We start from the raw sequence: 17,809 nt of genomic DNA, 5'->3' as shown, positions 1-17,809 counted from the left end.
GGGCTGCTGGGATTGTCGATCATCGCGAAAGCTCCTGTCTCGCATGGGGTTGAACCCCACGATCATGGGACAGGCGGCCTATTCGCGCTCGCCCGAGCCGCTCCTACCGCGCGAGCGGTTTAGTCCCATGGCCAAAAGCGGTCGTTTGCCGGGGCAGTCAAACAAGACCCGTCGACTAAGGCGCACCCAGCGTCGCCGAAAAAAACGCTAGAATTCTTTCGAGATATTCTTCCGATTGCGCGGCCGAAGCCTCGGGGTGGTTCATCCCTCGCAGCAGAAGGAGTTCCTTGCCATGCGCCGCTGCCGCCGCCATTTCGCGCGATTCCGAGGGCGGCGTATAAACATCCTTTTCGCCGCCGACGATCAAGACCGGACCCGCATACGAAGCCAGGGCGGCGATGGGCGTCAGGCGATCCGGCCAGGCGCCGAATCGTAGCGGCGATTGATAGGTCAACAGCGGTTCCAGGACATAGGCGAAGGGCCGCGGAACATAGGCTGCAATCCGGTTGCGGACCGCGCGCCTGAGGTCGGGATACACTGCTTGAAGCACAAGCGCGTCGACGCGAAGCGGTCCGCTTTCGCCCAAGAGCGCCGCCGCGCCGCCGAGCGAAATGCCGCTCCGACAGGAGCGCCTTGCTGGCGGCTTTTCAGCCATTCAAAAGCTGTTTGCGCGTCGATGGATTCATTCAGGCCGAAGGAATGAGGCGCGGGGCTCGATTGCCCGTGACCGCGAAAGTCGATCGTAACAACGGCAAAACCCTGTTTCGCGAACCATTCGGCATTTGCGGCTACGGCTTGCCGTGAATCGCCGAGTCCATGCATTAGAAGGACACCGGGAGAATTCGGCTTCGCCCCGGGCCAAAAAGTCGCGGCCAAGGATAAACCGTCCGGCGTCGAAAGTATGAAATCGCAGGCGGGCGCGACGGCGGCCGAAAAGGCCGGATATTTGCGCCAACGGACCATGAAGGAGCCGATAAGCCAGGAAGCGGCGAGTCCGAGGCCAATGCCGAGAACTGGCAACGAAAAAATGGTCGTAACTTGGGGCAAATCGAGGCTCATGAAAAAAGTTAAAGCGAGATTCTCACATTGAAGGCCTCAATGAGGCTGAGATTGCCGACGCCGGCGGCCTTTTGCAAGACAGACGGCATGTTGTGGGTTGGGGACCTCCTCTGCCGCCAGGCCCCGGCAAGCGGCGCGCACCAGTCTGTCGATCTGGCCCTCCAACGCGTCGACCGGGACCGCCACCAGCTTTTCATCCAGGCCGATCCAGACAATTCCATGCACGGCTGAGAAGAGCGTCCGACTCATCAGCGTCAGGCTTTCCGCCTCGGCATGTGGCGCCAAGCGGCGAAGGGGCGCGGCGACATGGGCGAACAGTTCGAGTTGGTCGTTGATCGCCCAATCCGGCAAAGTCTTGTCTGCCCCCATTCGATGCTCGAACAAGGCGCGCCACAGCAGGCGATTCGCGCGGGCGAAGCGGCAATAGGCGATGGCGATGGCCGAGAGCTGCGCTTCGGGCGAAAGCCCGGAGCAATCGGCCGCGATCAGCGCCTGATTGAGCGAGCGCAGCGTGCGGGAGGCCACATGCAGGATCAGATCGTCCAAGTCGCCGACCAGATTGTAGACGCCGCCTAGCGAGCAGCCGACGGCGTTGGCCAGATCGCGGGCCTTCAGGCCTTGCAGTCCATGCGCCGCAATAATGCGTTCGGCGGCGTCGACCAGCGCTACGCGCTGCATGTTCCGGCGTTCCGCGGTTTTGGGCACCAATTAACCCTGTCGTGAAAAGTCATGAACGACGTTCATTTATTTATTGAACGACGTTCAAAATTGCGGTAGAACGATTTTGTGAACAACGTTCATAGCACGAGGTTTCAAATGTTCAAAACCTTTGTCACATTTTTTCGGGGCGCCTTTCACGCCTCCGTCGAAACCCTGGCCGATCGCAACGCTTTGACCCTTCTCGATCAGCAAATGCGGGATTGCGGCGGCGCGATCGATCGCGCCAGGAAATCGCTGGCGCTGGCTCTGGCGCAGGATCATGCCGAGACACGCCGCCGCGACGCCGCCGCCGCAAGGATAAGCGACCTGGAGGCGCGGGTCGTCGCCGCCCTGGCCGCCGGGCAAAACGAGATTGCCCATGAAGGCGCGCAGACCATCGCCGATCTGGAAGCCGAAGCCGCCGGCGCCGACACCGCCAAAACCCTGTTCGCCAAGGAAATCGAACGCCTGCGCCTCTATGTCGCGCAAGCCGAGGCCCGACTTGCCGAGTTGGACCGGGGACGGCGGATCGCCCGCGCGGCGGAATCCGTGCGCGTGTTGCGCGACGCGGCTTCAGGCGGACAGCCGTTCCAGGCCAATCTGACAGAGGCCGAAGCGACTCTGCGCCGCCTCCGCGACAGCCAGCTGGAAGCCGAGTCGGCGGAGACTTTCCTGAGCCAGATCGATCCGTCCTCACGTTCGCGGCTCATCGCAGAAAAACTTGCCGCCGAGGGCTTTGGCCCGCGCTTGCGGCCCGCCGCCGAAGATGTGCTGGCGCGCCTGACCCGCGCGCTTCCCGCCGCCTGACCCGGATTTTTCAACCCTATCCCCAAGCTCGTTTTTCAGGAGAACGCCATGAACCAGAACGCACAGCCCCACAGCAACGCCTGGGTGACCTTCACCTACGCCTCATTCACCGCCGCCGCCCTGATGGTCGCGGTCGGGATCTTTTTCCTGCCGGTCGATCTGTGGACCAAATCCTATATCGGCATGGGCGTGGTCATGCTGGTCCAATCCTGCGTGACCTTGACCAAGACCGTCCGCGACATGCACGAATCGTCCAGGCTGATGAACCGAATCGAGGAGGCCAAGACCGAGCGCCTGCTGATGGAAGTCGGCAAGGCCTGAGACAGAAAGGTTCCCGGATCGCGACGCCGCCGGCCGCGAACCTTTCGTTCACCTCGTTTGACGAGGCCCGCTTCGCGTAAACCTTTCCGTCGTAATTTCGATTTGAAATGCGCCTTGATTTCAGGAGGACGATTATGCAGCCGCTATTGGCCCAAAAACGCTTCGCGCCTTTGTTCTGGACTCAATTCTTTTCGGCATTCAACGACAATTTCCTGAAAAACACGCTGATCTTCCTGATCATGTACCAGATGGCCGGAAACGGCGCGCAATCGCTGATCACTTTGGCGGCCAGCGTGCTGATCCTGCCGTTTTTCCTGCTCTCCGGGCTTGGCGGCGAACTGGCCGACCGGTTCGACAAGGCGCTGATCGCCCGGCGTCTCAAACTTTCCGAATTTGGCGCCGCCGCCATAGCCGTCGCCGGATTCTCGCTTCATTCCGTTCCGATCCTGTTCGTCGCCCTGTTTCTGTTCGGTGTTATCGCGGCGCTGTTTGGACCGCTCAAATACGGCATCCTGCCCGATCATCTGCACACGAACGAACTTCCGGCCGGCAACGCCCTGATCGAGGCGGCGACCTTCATCGCCATTCTGCTGGGCACGGTCGCTGGCGGTCTGGCCTCGCGCGACGGCGGCGACCCGGCGCAATTCGCCGGCGCCATGCTCGTGATGGCCGCGCTCAGCTATGGCGCCAGCCGATTCATTCCCGCCACCGGGGAAGCGGCGGCAAATTTGACCATCGACGCCAACATCGTGCGCTCGACCAAACATCTCATCGCCGATTTATGGAGCGACAGCCGTCTTTGGCGCGCCGGCGTGATGGTCAGCCTGTTCTGGATGATTGGCGCCATCGTGCTTTCCGCTTTGCCGCCGCTGGTCAAGATGACGATGGGAGGAGAGGAAATCGTCGTCAGCATTTATCTCGCCGCTTTTTCCATCGCCATCGCTGTTGGCTCCGGGCTCGGCTCGTTCCTGTCCAGCGGACGCATCGTCCTCTTGCCCGCGCCCGTCGCGACTTTCGTCGTGGGCTTGTTCGCCTGCGACCTGGCCTTTGCGGTGCATGGCCTAATCCCCTCCCCGACGCCCAAGGGCGCCGCGGCGTTTTTCCACGACGCCGCCGCCTGGCGAATCGGTTTCGACATGGTCGGCATGGCCATGGCCGGCGGCGTGCTGGTCGTGCCGAGCTTCGCGGCCGCGCAAGCCTGGGCGCCCGCCGACAAGCGCGCCCGCATCGTCGCCGCCATCAATGTGCTCACCGCCGCCTTCTGCGTGGTCGGATCGGCTTCCGTCGCTCTGCTGCAATGGGCCGGGCTGCATCTTGGCGGCGTTTTCGGCGTGATCGCGGTCTTGTGCTTCGTCTCGGCCGTCTGGATGTTCAAGACCCTGCCGACCAGTCCCTTGCAGGACGCCTTGTCGATCCTTTTCCGCGCTTTTTATCGAGTCGAGATCATCGGCAAGGAAAATATCGCCAAGGCGGGGCCGAATGCGATCATCGCGCTCAACCATACCAGCTTTCTCGACGCCCCGCTGGCCCTGTCGCTGGTCGACAAGGACCCGGTCTTCGCCATCGAAATGGGCATCTCCAAGCGCTGGTGGATCAAGCCCTTCCTCAAGCTGACCCGGGCCATGCCGCTCGACCCGACCAGGCCGATGGCCACGCGGAGTCTGATCAATGCGGTGAAGGATGGCGAAACCCTGATCATTTTCCCTGAAGGGCGGCTGACGGTCACCGGCAGTTTGATGAAAGTCTATGACGGCGCCGGTCTGATCGCCGAAAAATCCGGGGCCAAGGTCGTCCCCGTGCGGCTCGAAGGCTTCGAATCCACCATGTTCTCGAAGTTGACGCGCGAACAGGCGCCGCGCCGCTGGTTCCCGAAAGTGCGCGTCACCGTGCTTGAGCCGGTCGAACTCAAGGTCGACGATGAATTACGTGGCAAGGCGCGTCGCCAAGCCGCGGGCGCGGCGCTCTATCAAGTCATGTCCGACCTGATTTTCCGCACCACCGATTGCAATCGCACCGTCTTCCAGGCCGTCGTCGACGCCGCGCGCGTCCATGGCGAAGGCCGCGTCGCGCTGGAAGACCCCACCGGCCGATTGACCTATCGCAAGCTGCTGATCGGCGCTCGCGTGCTCGGCCAGAAACTTGCGCCCCTGGCCGCCACCGGCCAGTCCATCGGGCTGATGCTGCCTAACGTCAATGGCGCCGGGGCGGCGCTGCTCGGGCTGATGTCGGCCAATCGCCCGCCGGCGATGATCAATTTCTCGGCCGGCGCGGCCAACATACTGGCGGCCTGCAAGGCGGCGGAAATCAAGACCATCGTCACTTCGCGCGCCTTTATCGACAGGGCGAGGCTGCAGCCATTGATCGATCAAGTGAGCGTCCATGTCAGCTTCCGCTATCTGGAGGATGTGCGCGAGACCGTCACAGGCCGCGACAAGATCTCCGCGCTGTTGAACTATCGGCGTCCGCTGGCCGACGCCGGCCCCGACGACCGCGCCGCCATCCTGTTCACCTCCGGTTCGGAGGGGACGCCCAAGGGGGTTGTGCTGTCGCACGGCAACATGCTCGCCAATGTCGCGCAGGCCGCGGCGCGGATCGATTTCGGACGCCAGGACAAGGTGTTCAATGTGTTGCCAGTGTTCCACTGCTTTGGGCTGACGGCGGGGCTGGTCCTGCCGCTCGTCTCCGGCGTGCCGATCTATCTCTATCCCTCGCCCTTGCACTACCGCATCGTGCCGGAGCTGGTCTACGCTTCCGACGCCACGATCCTGTTCGGCACCGACACTTTCCTCACCGGCTATGCTAAAACCGCCCATCCCTACGACCTGCGCTCGCTGCGCTACATCCTGGCTGGCGCCGAGCCCGTCAAGGCGTCGACGCGCAAGCTTTATGCGGAAAAATTTGGACTGCGCATTCTGGAAGGCTATGGCGTGACTGAGACCGCGCCGGTGCTGGCGCTGAACACGCCGATGTTCAACCGTTTCGGCACGGTGGGGCGGGTCATGCCCGGCATGGAGACGCGGCTTGAGCCGGTCCCCGGCGTCGCCGAGGGCGGGCGGCTTTACGTCCGCGGTCCCAATGTCATGCTCGGTTATCTCAAGGCCGACAATCCCGGAGTGCTGGAGCCGCCGGCCGAAGGCTGGCACGATACCGGCGATATCGTCGCGATCGACGCGGAAGGTTTCGTGACCATCAAGGGCCGCGCCAAGCGCTTCGCCAAGATCGGCGGCGAGATGATCTCGCTGGCCGCGGTGGAAGCCTTGGCGGCCGAGTGCTGGCCCGGAGCGCTGTCCGCCGTCGCGTCGGCGCCTGACGAGCGCAAGGGCGAAAGGCTGGCGCTGGTCACCACGGAAAAGACCGCCACACGCGCTGCTTTCCAGGCTCTGGCCAAGGCCCGGGGCGCGACCGAACTGATGATCCCGGCGCAAGTGCTGATCGTCGAGAAAATGCCGTTGCTGGGCTCCGGCAAGATCGATTTTGCCGGTGTGACAAAACTTGTGCGGGAGAAGGCGGCGGAGTTGAAGAGCGCGGCGTGAAATTCGCCGCGCGCAACACTTCATGCCGCAAAACCGGAAGCAGGATTCACTAATTCTTCGTCGATCAAAGATATACGAATGGAAGCTACCCGTCTCCCTCTGGCGTAACCGAATATTTCAATTTTACTTCAGAAACTTGGACGGTTGCATTTCATGTCGCTCATTCCCGAAACAGTCGTGCAAAGGCTCCGGATCCTGCGGGCGGCCTTCACCGATGATGAGGCCAGGACCCGGTTGTCGTCGCGCGGAGGGACGCCCGCCTGGCGGCTGCGCCCCTCCCGCTCGGCAAATTCCGAAACCATTGCGCGGAACTGGGATGCGCTTTGCGGCGCGGGATTGGCCGGACCGGACGAATATTGCGCGCTCGCCGACGCGGAAACAGTCGAATGCGCCGAGGCTTATGCGCGCAACATCGAGAACATGATCGGCACGGTCAAGGTCCCTGTCGGAATTGTCGGCCCGTTGCGGGTCAACGGCGTGAATGCGAACGGCGACTATTGTGTGCCGATGGCGACGACCGAAGCCGCTCTTGTCGCTTCCTATGCGCGCGGCGCCGAGATCGTCACCGCGGCCGGCGGCGCCTCGGCGGCCATGGTCTCGGAGGGCGTGCTGCGCGCCCCGGGCTTCGCTTTCGCCGGCTTGTCGGAGGCCGGTCTCTTCATCGACTGGATTGCGCGCAACGCTGACGGACTGCGCGCGGCGGCCGAGGCGACGACAAGCCATGGCAAGCTCGTGTCGATCGAGCCGGTACTCGACAACGACCTCGTCTTCCTCATGTGCCGCTACACCACGGGCGACGCCTCGGGCCAGAACATGGTGACGATCGCCACTGACGCTTTGTGCGGACACATCGAGACGAATTGTCCGATCAAGCCCCGCCATTGGTTCGTCGAGGTCAATTTTTCCGGCGATAAGAAGGCTTCCTATCTCGGCCTGATTGCCGGACGCGGCCGCAAGGTGACGGCGAGCGTCGTTCTGTCGGCGGCCCTGGTCGAGAAAAAGCTGCACACCAGCGTCGGCCGCATGCTCGATTATGCGCGCATGGCCAATCTCGGCGCACTGCTCTCGGGCCAAATCGGCGCGCAAGGGCACTATGCCAATGGCCTCGCCGCGCTCTATCTCGCCACCGGCCAGGACGTCGCCTGCGTCGCCGAATCGGCGGTCGGATTCTCACGCATGGAGGACCATGCCGGCGATCTTTTCGTTTCGGTCACTCTGCCGAACATCCTCGTCGGGACGGTCGGCGGCGGGACCGGCCTGCCGTCGCAATCCGCCGCCCTCCGCCTGCTCGGCCTCGCCGGCCCCGGCAAGGCGCCGGCTCTGGCCGAGGTGACGGCCGCGCTCTGCCTCGGCGGCGAAATTTCCATTATAGGGGCGCTGGCCGCCGGGCATTTCACCCGCGCCCACAAGTCGCTTGCCAGAGGACGCATCTGATGACCGACACAATGGCCAACTTGCCGTCGCGGCTTTGGACCTACCAGGCCGAACGTTTCCCGCTCTTGCGCACGGCGGCGCTGGTCGCGGTGTTTTCCTCGGCCAGCATAGCCGTCTGCGCCCGCCTCGGCGGACGCGACCTGCCGCCGCTCCATGCCTTCGCCGTCGCCTTCGTCGTCGTGCTCATCCTTTTCTTCCAGATGCGCGCCTGCGACGAGTTCAAGGACCACGAGGACGATTGCCGCTATCGTCCCGAGCGTGCGGTGCCGCGCGGCCTCGTCACCCTGCGTGAGGTCGGCTGGACAGCCGCCATGGCGGGCGCGGTCGCGTTGTTCGCCGCCTTGTCGCTCGGCCTTTCCGTGGCCGGATTGCTTCTCCTCGTCTGGGCCTGGCTGGCGCTGATGACAAAAGAGTTTTTCGCGCCCCAGGCGCTGCGGCGCTTGCCACTGGTCTATCTCGTTTCGCACATGCTGATCATGCCGCTGATCGACCTGTTCGTCACCGGCTGCGAATGGGCGGCGCGCGGCCTGTCGCCGCCACCGTTTCTGTGGCTCTTCCTCAGCTTGAGTTTCGTCAACGGCTCCGTGCTCGAAATCGGCAGAAAAGTCTGGACGCCGTCGAGCGAACGGGAAGGAGTCGAGACCTATAGCGCCCTTTGGGGCGCGCGCCGCGCGGCGACGGTTTTCGCCGGCTGCGTGGTCGTGTCCTTCCTGCTGCTTTGCGGCGTCGGCCTTGCCGAACATGCGTTTTGGCCCGTCGCCTCGGTCGGACTCGTGGGCTTTGGCGCGGTCATGCTGACCGTGAGAGATTTTCTCGCCGATTCAACGCCGGCGACGCAGGCCAGGATCGAATCCATGTCCGGCCTGTGGGTTTTCGTCTGCTACGCCACCGCCGCCTTCTTGCCGCGCCTCGGAGGCCCCGCATGAACATGCCGTTCCCAGCGCCAATCATTCGGGCGCGTGACGCCGCCGATCCCGTCCTTGTCGGCGGCAAGGCGGCGAGCCTCGCCGCCCTGACGTCGGCAGGTTTCGACGTGCCGCCTTTTGTCGTCCTGACGACCCGGTTTTTTGACGATATGAGACGTCCGGCAAATATCGCTAGCTTGTTTCCCGGCGCGGAAAAATTCGCCGTCCGCTCGTCGGCCTGCGACGAGGACGGCGCGGCAAACTCTCATGCCGGGCAGTACCTTTCCATCCTGAATGTCGAACCCGACCAGATCGTGGCCGCCGCCTTGCGGGTGCGTGGTTCCGGGCGCGAGGACAATGTGGAGCTTTATCGCGCCGCGCGCGGCGTGGGGGGAACTGGCTCAGCGCCCGCGGTGATCGTTCAGGAAATGGTTGCCGCGCGGGTGGCGGGAGTGGCTTTTTCCGCCGATCCGGTGACCGGCAGGCGCGACCGGGTCTTCATTTCGGCCATTGCCGGCCTGGGCGACCGGCTCGTCGGCGGCGAAGAGGACGGAGAGACCTACGTCGTCATCAAGGGGACGCCTTGCCGGATCGAACGCGCGCCCGACGACCCGCGCGTCCTTTCCGACGCCGATGTAGCCGCCGTCACCGATCTGGCGTGCAAGGTCGAGGCTACGCAGGCTTGCCCGCAGGATATCGAATGGGCCTTCGAAGGTGACAGGCTGTTCTTGCTGCAGGCCAGGCCGATCACTACGCCGCTGCGACCATCGGCGATCGCCGACCCCCTCGTCACGGTATTCGACAATTCCAACATCGTGGAGAGCTATCCCGGCATGGTGTCGCCGCTGACATTCAGCTTCGCGCAATATGCCTATGCCCGCGTCTATGTCGCGTTCGTCCGACTGCTGGGCGTGCCGCGCGCGACAGTGGAGAGAAATCGCACGGTTTTCGAGAACATGCTCGGGCGCGTGGAGGGGCGGGTCTATTACAAGCTCGACAATTGGTATCGCGCTCTTTCGCTCCTGCCCGGCTATCGCCTCAACCGCTCGTTCATGGAAACGATGATGGGGCTGGACGAGCCGCTTCCTGTTGGCGTCTTCGATCATCTCGGAGCGCCTCCCGCCCGGGGGCTGGCGTTCCTCGGAGAGGTTTTTCGCATCTGCGGGGCCGCGCTCGGCATCGTCGCGGCGGCCGTCCGTCTTCCGCTGACCAGACGCGACTTCCAGGCTCGGCTGGCCCAGGCGCTTTCCCAGTCGGAGTTTGCCGTCATCGACGCCTTGCCGCCGACAGGACTCGCCGCACTTTACCGTCGCATCGAGGCCGATCTGCTTGACCGTTGGGACGCGCCGCTCGTCAACGATTTTCTCTGCATGATCGCCTTCGGCATGTCGCGCAAGCTGCTGGAGCGCTGGACCGGCGAAGAAGGACGGAGCCTGCACAACTCCTATCTGATCGGCCAGGGCGACATCATTTCCGCCGAGCCCGCCCAGCGCATCCGGCGGATGGCGGAACTGTTGAAACAGGAGCCGTCGCTAGTCGCGCTTCTGGCATCCGGCGACGGAACGAAAATCGCGCCGGATTCGGCCCTTGCCGCCGAGATCGCTTCCTATGTCCAAAAATTCGGCGACCGCTGCGCGGAGGAGTTGAAACTCGAAAGCGCGACGCTCGTCGAAGACCCAACGCCGCTTTACCGGGCGATCGCCGGAGCCGCGACCGCGCAAACCGCCCATGCCCCGGAGCGCGTCGACGCCGAAGTTCTCATCGCGCAAAGACTCAGCAACCGTCCCTTCCGCCGTTTCCTCGCGATGGCGGTCCTGCAATATGCGCGCAAAAGAGTCCGCGACCGCGAAAACCTGCGTTTCGAGCGCACGAGGATCTTTGGCCGGGCGCGTCGCGTCTTCGTCGCGCTCGGCGTCCAGTTCCGTGCCCTTGGCCTCATCGATGATCCCCGCGACATTTTCCTCCTGACGGTCGAGGAATGCCTCGGCGCCGTGGAAGGCGGCGGCGTCGATCACGATCTCCGCGCGCTGGCGGCCTTGCGCAAGACCGAGATGGATGCGGCGCGCCAAAAAACCGATCCGCCCGGCCGTCTCATTGTCGCGGGAGCCGCCGTTCTCGTCGACAGCGCCGCAAAGGCGTCCGCGCCGGCGCCGACCGGCGCGTCGCGGCGGGGCGTGGGATGTTCGGCCGGGCAGGTGACGGCCAGGGGACGCGTCATTACCGATCCGCGCGGGCAATCGCTCCAGCCCGGCGAAGTGCTTGTCGCGCGCCATACCGATCCCGGATGGATCGCGCTCTTCACCAACGCCTCCGCGATTATCGTCGAGCGCGGAAGCCTGTTATCGCATTCAGCCATTGTCGCGCGCGAATTAGGCATTCCCTGCGTCGTCGGCGTCAAGGACGCGACGCGATGGGTACGGGACGGCGAACTGTTGCGCGTCGACGGCGGCGCCGGCGTGGTGGAGAAGATCGATGGTTGAAATCGCCGAAAAGGCAAGTTTCGATCTCATCCGCTATGCGCAGGCCTGGGAAGACGCCGACATTTTGTGCGAGGCCATTGGTCCGCGCCCGGGCGGATCGCTGCTTTCGATCTGCGCCGCGGGCGACAATGCGCTCGCTTTATTGACGCTCGATCCGGCCCGCGTCGTCGCCGTCGATCTGTCGCCCCCGCAGCTCGCTTGCCTGCGGATACGCATAGCGGCGATGCGGCGTCTCGACCACGACGCCTTTCTGGAATTATTGGGCGTCCATCCGAGCGCGCGCCGGGAACGGCTATTCGATTCCGTCATAGCCGCGCTCGACCCGTCCGATCAGGCGCTATGGAACCAACTGCGCCCGCAGGCCCTCAAATGGGGCGTCGCCTATGTCGGGAAATTCGAACGCTATTTTCGCATTTTCCGTCACTGGATCCTGCCGCTCGTGCATTCCCGCGCCACGGTGGAGGGCGTGTTCGCGCCGCGCTCGCCGGAACGGCGCTCCGCCTTTTACGACGCGTGCTGGAACACATGGCGGTGGCGGCTGATGTTATCGCTGTTCTTCTCTAACCTGGTCATGGGCAAGCTCGGGCGCGACCCCGCCTTTTTCGACCATGTCGACGGTTCTCTCGCCCGACATGTCGCCGGGCGCGTACGCCACGCCGGGGTGGATCTCGATCCTTCGGTCAATCCCTACATGCGCTCGATCCTGATCGGCGTTCCCGGCGACAGATTGCCGCTCGCCTGGCGCGCCGAACATTACCAGACCATAAGATCACGGCTCGACCGCATGGAACTGGTCCACGGCGACATTTCGGCAGCGGTCGGAAAAGACCGTTTCAGCGGCTTCAACCTCTCCGATATTTTCGAATATATGGACCTCTCCTCGTTCGAGAAGATTTATGGATTCCTGCTCGACTGCGCCGCCCCCGGCGCGCGCCTTGTTTACTGGAACATGATGGCGCCGCGTTCCATGCCGGCGCGATTCGACGGTCGCGCGCGTCCGCTGATCGACAGCGCAGCCCTGCTCAGCGCGCAGGACAAGGCTTTCTTCTATTCCGCCTTTCATGTCGACGTGGCCTCGTGATGGACGCGCTCCTCCAGATCCTGCTTGTCGCTGTCGCGGTAGAGGGGCTTCTGGTTTTCATCGCCGCCGTGCGCGCCCTTGGAGCCAAACTCGACTGGTCCGCCGAGGTTCGTCGGAAATGCGTCCATATCGCGACCGGCTGTTTCGCCATGGCCCTGCCGCTCATCTTTCATGAGCGCTGGCCGGTGGTTCTGCTGGTGCTTGCCTCGATCGCAACCATGCTCTGGATGCGCCTGCCGAGCCAACGCAGCAGCGGGCTCGGCTCGACGCTGCATTCGGTCGAGAGGAAGTCATGGGGCGATGTGCTGCTGGCGCTGGCCATCGGTTTCCTGTTCCTGCGTTCATCCGGGTCGCCGGTTCTTTACGTACTGCCGCTCGCCGTGATCACACTATCGGATTCGGCCGCCGCGCTGGCGGGAACGATTTATGGCCGCGCCATTTTCCGCGTCGAAAAAGGGGTCAAGAGTTTTGAGGGCGTGGCCGTCTTTTTCTTCGTCACCTGGCTCGTCTCGATCATCATTCTGCTGCTGCTCACCGACGTGGAGCGGCCCAATGTCATCCTGCTCGGACTGGCTGTCGCCGCCTTCGGCGCGCTGGTCGAAGCGGATTCATGGAACGGGCTCGACAATGTCTTCGTGCCGATCGGCATCTACATTTTTCTGCGCGGCCATCTGGCGGGAGGCGCCCTCGATATCTTCATGCTGGCCGCCGCCTTTCTGGCCACAGCCGTCGCCTTCTCTCGACTTGGGCCGAGGTTCGGGGTCACAGGTCACGCGGCGCGCGGCCACGCGATCGTGGTTTTCATCCTCGCGTCCTTCTCCGGCTGGCTCGCCGCCTGCCTTCCCGTGGTTGCGCTTTTCGCGCATCTTTTCGCGCGCGAAAAACGGCCGTGCCGCAGCGCCTATCCCGACCTCGACATGCTCGCCACCTTCGTCGGTCTCGCCTGCGCATGGCTGTTCGTTGGTGAGACGGTCGGCCCCTCGGCCTTGCACTTTTTCATGCTCACCTACGCCGGGGCGATCCTCGTCTACGTCGCATTGGCGATGGGATGCGAACCGCTGGTGAGCGCACTGCTGACCGTAGCGTTGCTCGCTCTATACGCGCTGGTGATGGAGGCGACCGTCCCGGCCTCGCGCTGGCATGGCCCGTTGACGAGCGCCGCTTTCGTCTCGCTCGCCGTCTGCGGCTTCGCCGTCTGCTGGAGGCCGCGCTTGTTCGACCGATGGCGCGCGCCGCGCGTCGCCCTCGTCTCGTCCATTGTCCCGACATTCGCCTACTTCACAAAGGCTCTACTCGCATGACAGGCAAAGACGATCTGCGCCTCAACTCTGGCGCCTCGCTGCGCATTTTCCGCGACGCCCCGTCGTGGGACGGCCGCAGGACGGCCGCGCTCGGCGAGTTGAAGTTCGCGGACGCCGCCGCCGGCGCCGCGCTGGTCGATTCCGTCGCCCTGGAATTGGCCGCTGACGGTTTTGGCGCGATGATCGGCCCGATGGACGGCGACACCTGGCATCGCTACCGGGTGGTCGTCGAGAGCGACGGAAGCCGACCGTTCCTGATGGAGCCGACTTCGGGACCTTATGATCTGAAAATTTTGGAAGCAGTCGGTTTTTCACGACTCGTCGAATATGTATCCGCACGCGCGCCCGTCGCTCCGCCCGAGGCCGTCGAACACGTCCACGACGACATTGAAGTCGCGGCCTGGGACGGAAAGAACGCTGAATTGTTGATCGGACATGTCTACGACGCCTCGCTCGCGGCTTTCGCCGGCGCCGCCTTCTATAAGCCTCTCCCCAAGGAGGATTTCCTCGCGCTTTACGCGCCAATCATCCCCGCCGTCGATCCGCGCTTTGTTTTCTTTGCGAGGGACAAGGATGGCAGGCCCGTCGGCTTTCTGTTCGGCATGCCTGACAGGCTAGCGCCCGACGGCGAGCGCTGCGCGATCCTGAAAACCTACGCAGGCTCCGTCAGGGGCGTCGGCCGCCTGCTCGCGCAAAAATTCCATATCGTCGCGCGCGACTTAGGCTTGACGGGGGTTATCCACGCTCTCATGCGCTGCGACAATGTTTCTCGCGGCGCGAGCCTCATGCACGGCGGACAGGTCTTTCGCCGTTACGCACTGATGGGACGCGCGCTTTGAGCCTGGTCTCCGCCTTTCTCGCGCGCGCCGCCGAGCACCCCGAACGTGTCGCCATCATCGAGGCAAGCGGCGCTTCTGTCACCTATGGCGGACTTGCCGCCATGGTCGACGGTTACGCCAAGAGCTTCCGCAGGCGCGGAATCGTCGCCGGTGGTCGAGTCCTCGTCACCCTGCCGGTGACGATCCCGCTCTACGCCAGCCTTGCGGCTTTGTGGAGCATTGGCGCAACGGTCGTTTTCCCCGAGCCCGCCATGGGACTGTCCGGGCTGCGGCATGCCGCCGACGTCGCGCGCCCCTCTGCGTGGTTGGCGCCGAGCCTGTGGCGAACCGTCGGATTTCTGTTCCCGGAAATCAGGCGCATACCCTTCACGCTGTCGCCGTGCGCCGCGTCCGGCGCGACGGCTTTCCAAGAACCGCCCGATGATTGTGACAACGCGGCGGCGCTGATTTCCTTCACCAGTGGCTCGACGGATAAGCCGAAGGGAATCGTCCGCTCGCACGCCTTCCTGATGGAGCAGGCGCTCTGTCTCGAACCTCTTCTGCGTCCCTTGCCAGGCGAAATCGATCTCGTCGCCTTTCCTGTCTTTGTCCTTGCGAGCCTTGGGCTGGGATCGACCTCGGTTCTGCCGAACTGGAACATTCGCAAACCGCTGGAAGCCGATGCCGGTTCGATCTTGCATTACGTTGAGGAACGCCGCGCGACGCGATTGCTGATTCCGCCGGCGATTTGCGAACGCCTTGCTGGCAAGCAATTCCCGTCGTCGGTCCGCGCCGTTTTGACGGGTGGCGGGCCCGTCTATCCAGACCTCCTGCGCCGGCTGGCGGCGCGCACCCCCGAAGTCTACGCCGTCTATGGCTCGACCGAGGCTGAGCCGATCGCTCATGTCGCCGCGTCGGAAATCGGCTCAACGGATTGGGAAGCGATGGACTCGGGAAAAGGCATTCTCGCCGGTTATCCAGCGGCGCGGACCCGAGTGAGAATCGTCGACGACGAAATCCGCGTCGCGGGCCCGCATGTCAACGAGGGTTATCTTGATCCCGCGCAAAACGCCTCGACCAAGGAAATCGATGAAGATGGCGTCATCTGGCATCGCACCGGGGACGCCGGTCGTATCGATATAGAGGGACGACTCTGGTTGCTCGGACGAATCGATGGACGCGTCGGCGATCTGTTTCCGTTTGGCGTCGAGGCTGCGGCCAGATTGTGGCCCGGCGTCCGCCAGGTCGCTCTTTGTTCGGGGCGCGATGGGGCGCCCATTCTCGCTTTGACTGGAATTACATCACACCAGCACGAGTGGCGGAAGCATGCACTTGGCCTTGGAATTGAAAAAGTCGCAGTCCTCAATGAAATGCCGCTGGACCGTCGCCACGGTTCGAAGATCGACTATGCTAAGCTGCGACTGCGCATTTACGACGCAATCAGGGCCTGAGCTTGGCTGCAACATTCGTCTGCTCTTTGGTGTCTCGATCCTGCGGATGTCGGCTTCAAGCCGTTCAGTGATTTCCTGAGCGCCTACGCCCAACGGTCGCGGTAGGGACGAGGATTTCTCCCCGCCCCCCGCACAGATCCCGGCGTGCGCTGCTAACGCACCGGGCTCCTCCCTTGGGTTTTGGCGTCGAAGCGGTGACATGGCAACGGGTGTAGCCTCCGGATTGGCGGGAAGAAGCGGTCGACGAGCCGGATGAACTTCTCCCAGGTGAGGCGTGCAGTTTGACTGCGTCGTTTCAGCGACGCGAGCCAGAGACGCTTCACCTTGTCGAAGAACCACCAGATGCTCGGGTCATTGCCCGAGACTGCGAAGTAGTTCAGATGCCCTTGCAGCATCTGCTTCAGCCAGCCGCCGGTTTTCGCGATGGGATCGTGCATTGTCTTGCGCAACTCCATCTTGATGGCCAGCAGCTTGGCTCGCATGCGCTTCTTGATCGTTTTGCGCCCGATGACAAAGGAGCCCCATTTGCGCGATCGCGTGCAGAAGTGAGTGAAGCCGAGGAAGTCGAAGGTTTCAGGCTTCCCCTCTCCAAGCTTCTCACGTTGCTTGGCCGCATGACGGCCAAAGCGGATCAGGCGGGTCTTGTCCGGGTGCAACGCCAGTTCGAACTGGCGCATTCGTTCCTTAAGTTCATCAAGGAACGCCCGCGCCTCGTGCTCATGCTGAAAGCCGACGATGGTGTCGTCCGCATAGCGCACGACGATCATATCGCCCAACGCCTTGGTGCGACGCCAGCGATGGACCCATAGATCGAACACGTAATGCAGGTAGATGTTCGCGAGGATTGGTGAGATCACCGCCCCCTGCGGAGCACCGCACACGCCACTCGTTCTATGTCCATCTTCGACAAATCCAACTTTGAGCCATTTTACAATGAGGCGCAGGATGCGCTTGTCCGCGATGCGGTGCTCAAGGAAACGGATGATCCAAGAATGGGCCATGGCATCGAAAAAGGCCCGGATGTCCGCATCGAGCACCCAGTTCACGCGATTCCTGAGGATGCCGACATGGAGGGCGTCCAGCGCATCGTGCTGGCCCCGCTCCGGTCGGAAACCGTAGGAGAACCCAAGAAAATCCTCCTCGTAGATCGCTTCTAGAACCGCCGCGACCGCCTGTTGGACGATTTTGTCCTCCAGGCACAGTATGCTCAGTGGCCGTTTCGAGCCGTCCGCCTTCGGAATATATGTTCGTCTGGCCGGGCGTGCTCTGTAGCTGCCCCGATGCACCCTATCATGCAGGTTCTTCAGCCTCTCTTCGAGGTTCTCTCCATAGGCCTGCCACGTCACGCCGTCGACGCCTGGCGCTGAGTTCCGTTCGAGCGAAAGGTAGCTCTGCTCCAGAAGATCGGTGGTGATGTGATGCAGCAGCGCGGTGAACCGCACACTCTTGCTCTGTCGCGCCGCTCGGCGCACGGCGATGAGCCCGTTCGACGCGGCGTCCCGGCGCAGTGTCCGGACCGCGGCCGTCTCGCCGCCGTTCCCCGTGGGCGAGGTCCTTCCCTCCACAGCCTCCGCCGAGGGCAAGCCCTCTTTGTTCGACCGCTTCCCCGGTACTATGACCTCGTCCGAATTCTCATCCGCGTGCATGTTCATCGTTCGGCTGTTGCCTTCAAGAACCGGCCCGGATTGCCTGTCGGGCGCGGATGAGACTTCCCAGGTTCCGTGCAAAGAACGTCTCCACGTGCACAAGGTCTCCGACTGCGCGAGGCTCTTCCCATGCAAGCCATTTCGTCATGGGCAGATGTTGCCTTCTCTTCAGCGGTATGAGATCGGCGCCTCGGAATTCGACCCGTTTCGCAGCTCGATACTTGGCCCGTGGTCTCCCCTGTGAACGCTTCACGGCTGCCCTCGCGAGCAGAAC

13 protein-coding genes and 1 pseudogene are annotated in these 17,809 nt (G+C 63.3%); 10 read left to right on the top strand and 4 right to left on the bottom strand.

All coding sequences use genetic code 11. The features are described 5' to 3' along the window. Positions 1 to 175: 175 nt before the first annotated feature. The 3 genes and pseudogenes from ACLP2E_RS22605 to ACLP2E_RS22595 all read right to left on the bottom strand — a co-directional run bounded on the left by ACLP2E_RS22605 (position 176) and on the right by ACLP2E_RS22595 (position 1,737). Positions 176 to 586, bottom strand: a complete 411-nt coding sequence (locus ACLP2E_RS22605; RefSeq protein ID WP_442467193.1) for an alpha/beta hydrolase — start codon at positions 584 to 586, stop codon at positions 176 to 178. Between the two features lie 56 nt (positions 587 to 642). Continuing rightward, positions 643 to 963: pseudogene (locus tag ACLP2E_RS22600) on the bottom strand (alpha/beta hydrolase); the annotation flags it as partial. Between the two features lie 132 nt (positions 964 to 1,095). Then, positions 1,096 to 1,737 (bottom strand): TetR/AcrR family transcriptional regulator, encoded by a 642-nt coding sequence (locus tag ACLP2E_RS22595; protein WP_442461567.1) that lies wholly within the window; start codon positions 1,735 to 1,737, stop codon positions 1,096 to 1,098. Between the two features lie 138 nt (positions 1,738 to 1,875). On the opposite strand from ACLP2E_RS22595, the gene ACLP2E_RS22590 reads away from it, so the two are divergent. From ACLP2E_RS22590 to ACLP2E_RS22545, 10 genes are all read left to right on the top strand, one after another. Further along, positions 1,876 to 2,565: a PspA/IM30 family protein gene (locus ACLP2E_RS22590; RefSeq protein WP_442461568.1), complete on the top strand. Its 690-nt coding sequence runs from the start codon at positions 1,876 to 1,878 to the stop codon at positions 2,563 to 2,565. Between the two features lie 48 nt (positions 2,566 to 2,613). Then, a complete protein-coding gene (locus ACLP2E_RS22585; RefSeq protein WP_442461569.1) occupies positions 2,614 to 2,886 on the top strand; it encodes a YiaA/YiaB family inner membrane protein in 273 nt (90 codons plus the stop codon). A 131-nt stretch (positions 2,887 to 3,017) separates the two neighbouring features. Further along, the gene (locus ACLP2E_RS22580; protein WP_442467192.1) at positions 3,018 to 6,419 is read left to right on the top strand and encodes an acyl-[ACP]--phospholipid O-acyltransferase; all 3,402 of its coding nucleotides are present in this window, start codon (positions 3,018 to 3,020) and stop codon (positions 6,417 to 6,419) included. Positions 6,420 to 6,572: 153 nt separating this feature from the next. Next, positions 6,573 to 7,853, top strand: a complete 1,281-nt coding sequence (locus ACLP2E_RS22575; protein WP_442461570.1) for a hydroxymethylglutaryl-CoA reductase — start codon at positions 6,573 to 6,575, stop codon at positions 7,851 to 7,853. Beyond that, positions 7,853 to 8,779 (top strand): UbiA family prenyltransferase, encoded by a 927-nt coding sequence (locus tag ACLP2E_RS22570; protein WP_442461571.1) that lies wholly within the window; start codon positions 7,853 to 7,855, stop codon positions 8,777 to 8,779. The genes ACLP2E_RS22575 and ACLP2E_RS22570 overlap by 1 nt, the downstream gene beginning before the upstream one ends. Continuing rightward, positions 8,776 to 11,238 (top strand): PEP/pyruvate-binding domain-containing protein, encoded by a 2,463-nt coding sequence (locus ACLP2E_RS22565; protein WP_442461572.1) that lies wholly within the window; start codon positions 8,776 to 8,778, stop codon positions 11,236 to 11,238. The genes ACLP2E_RS22570 and ACLP2E_RS22565 overlap by 4 nt, the downstream gene beginning before the upstream one ends. Beyond that, positions 11,231 to 12,319: a DUF3419 family protein gene (locus ACLP2E_RS22560; protein WP_442461573.1), complete on the top strand. Its 1,089-nt coding sequence runs from the start codon at positions 11,231 to 11,233 to the stop codon at positions 12,317 to 12,319. The genes ACLP2E_RS22565 and ACLP2E_RS22560 overlap by 8 nt, the downstream gene beginning before the upstream one ends. After that, positions 12,319 to 13,620, top strand: a complete 1,302-nt coding sequence (locus ACLP2E_RS22555) for a diacylglycerol/polyprenol kinase family protein (RefSeq protein ID WP_442461574.1) — start codon at positions 12,319 to 12,321, stop codon at positions 13,618 to 13,620. Before ACLP2E_RS22560 ends, ACLP2E_RS22555 begins: the two co-directional genes overlap by 1 nt. Further along, positions 13,617 to 14,459 carry a hypothetical protein gene (locus tag ACLP2E_RS22550; protein ID WP_442461575.1) on the top strand — a complete coding sequence of 281 codons (843 nt, stop codon included), beginning with the start codon at positions 13,617 to 13,619 and terminating at the stop codon, positions 14,457 to 14,459. The genes ACLP2E_RS22555 and ACLP2E_RS22550 overlap by 4 nt, the downstream gene beginning before the upstream one ends. Next, positions 14,456 to 15,889 (top strand): AMP-binding protein, encoded by a 1,434-nt coding sequence (locus tag ACLP2E_RS22545; RefSeq protein WP_442461576.1) that lies wholly within the window; start codon positions 14,456 to 14,458, stop codon positions 15,887 to 15,889. Before ACLP2E_RS22550 ends, ACLP2E_RS22545 begins: the two co-directional genes overlap by 4 nt. A gap of 152 nt (positions 15,890 to 16,041) precedes the next feature. Here the strand turns inward: ACLP2E_RS22545 and ltrA are convergent, their stop codons facing one another. After that, on the bottom strand, positions 16,042 to 17,616 hold the full coding sequence (gene ltrA, locus ACLP2E_RS22540) for a group II intron reverse transcriptase/maturase (protein ID WP_442467191.1): 1,575 nt from the start codon (positions 17,614 to 17,616) through the stop codon (positions 16,042 to 16,044). Between the last annotated feature and the right edge of the window lie 193 nt (positions 17,617 to 17,809).

It is taken from the genome of Rhodoblastus sp., from assembly GCF_052145335.1.
Lineage (GTDB): Bacteria > Pseudomonadota > Alphaproteobacteria > Rhizobiales > Beijerinckiaceae > Rhodoblastus.
The sequence above is the reverse complement of the archived record's forward strand: the minus strand, read 5'-3'. Positions and strand labels throughout refer to the sequence as shown.

Bases quoted from the DNA above. Each gene is read 5' to 3' on its own strand.
- ACLP2E_RS22595 (WP_442461567.1), bottom strand. From the start codon at position 1,737: ATGCAGCGCGTAGCGCTGGTCGACGCCGCCGAACGCATTATTGCGGCG.
- ACLP2E_RS22590 (WP_442461568.1), top strand. From the start codon at position 1,876: ATGTTCAAAACCTTTGTCACATTTTTTCGGGGCGCCTTTCACGCCTCC.
- ACLP2E_RS22585 (WP_442461569.1), top strand. From the start codon at position 2,614: ATGAACCAGAACGCACAGCCCCACAGCAACGCCTGGGTGACCTTCACC.
- ACLP2E_RS22575 (WP_442461570.1), top strand. From the start codon at position 6,573: ATGTCGCTCATTCCCGAAACAGTCGTGCAAAGGCTCCGGATCCTGCGG.
- ACLP2E_RS22570 (WP_442461571.1), top strand. From the start codon at position 7,853: ATGACCGACACAATGGCCAACTTGCCGTCGCGGCTTTGGACCTACCAG.
- ACLP2E_RS22565 (WP_442461572.1), top strand. From the start codon at position 8,776: ATGAACATGCCGTTCCCAGCGCCAATCATTCGGGCGCGTGACGCCGCC.
- ACLP2E_RS22560 (WP_442461573.1), top strand. From the start codon at position 11,231: ATGGTTGAAATCGCCGAAAAGGCAAGTTTCGATCTCATCCGCTATGCG.
- ACLP2E_RS22555 (WP_442461574.1), top strand. From the start codon at position 12,319: ATGGACGCGCTCCTCCAGATCCTGCTTGTCGCTGTCGCGGTAGAGGGG.
- ACLP2E_RS22550 (WP_442461575.1), top strand. From the start codon at position 13,617: ATGACAGGCAAAGACGATCTGCGCCTCAACTCTGGCGCCTCGCTGCGC.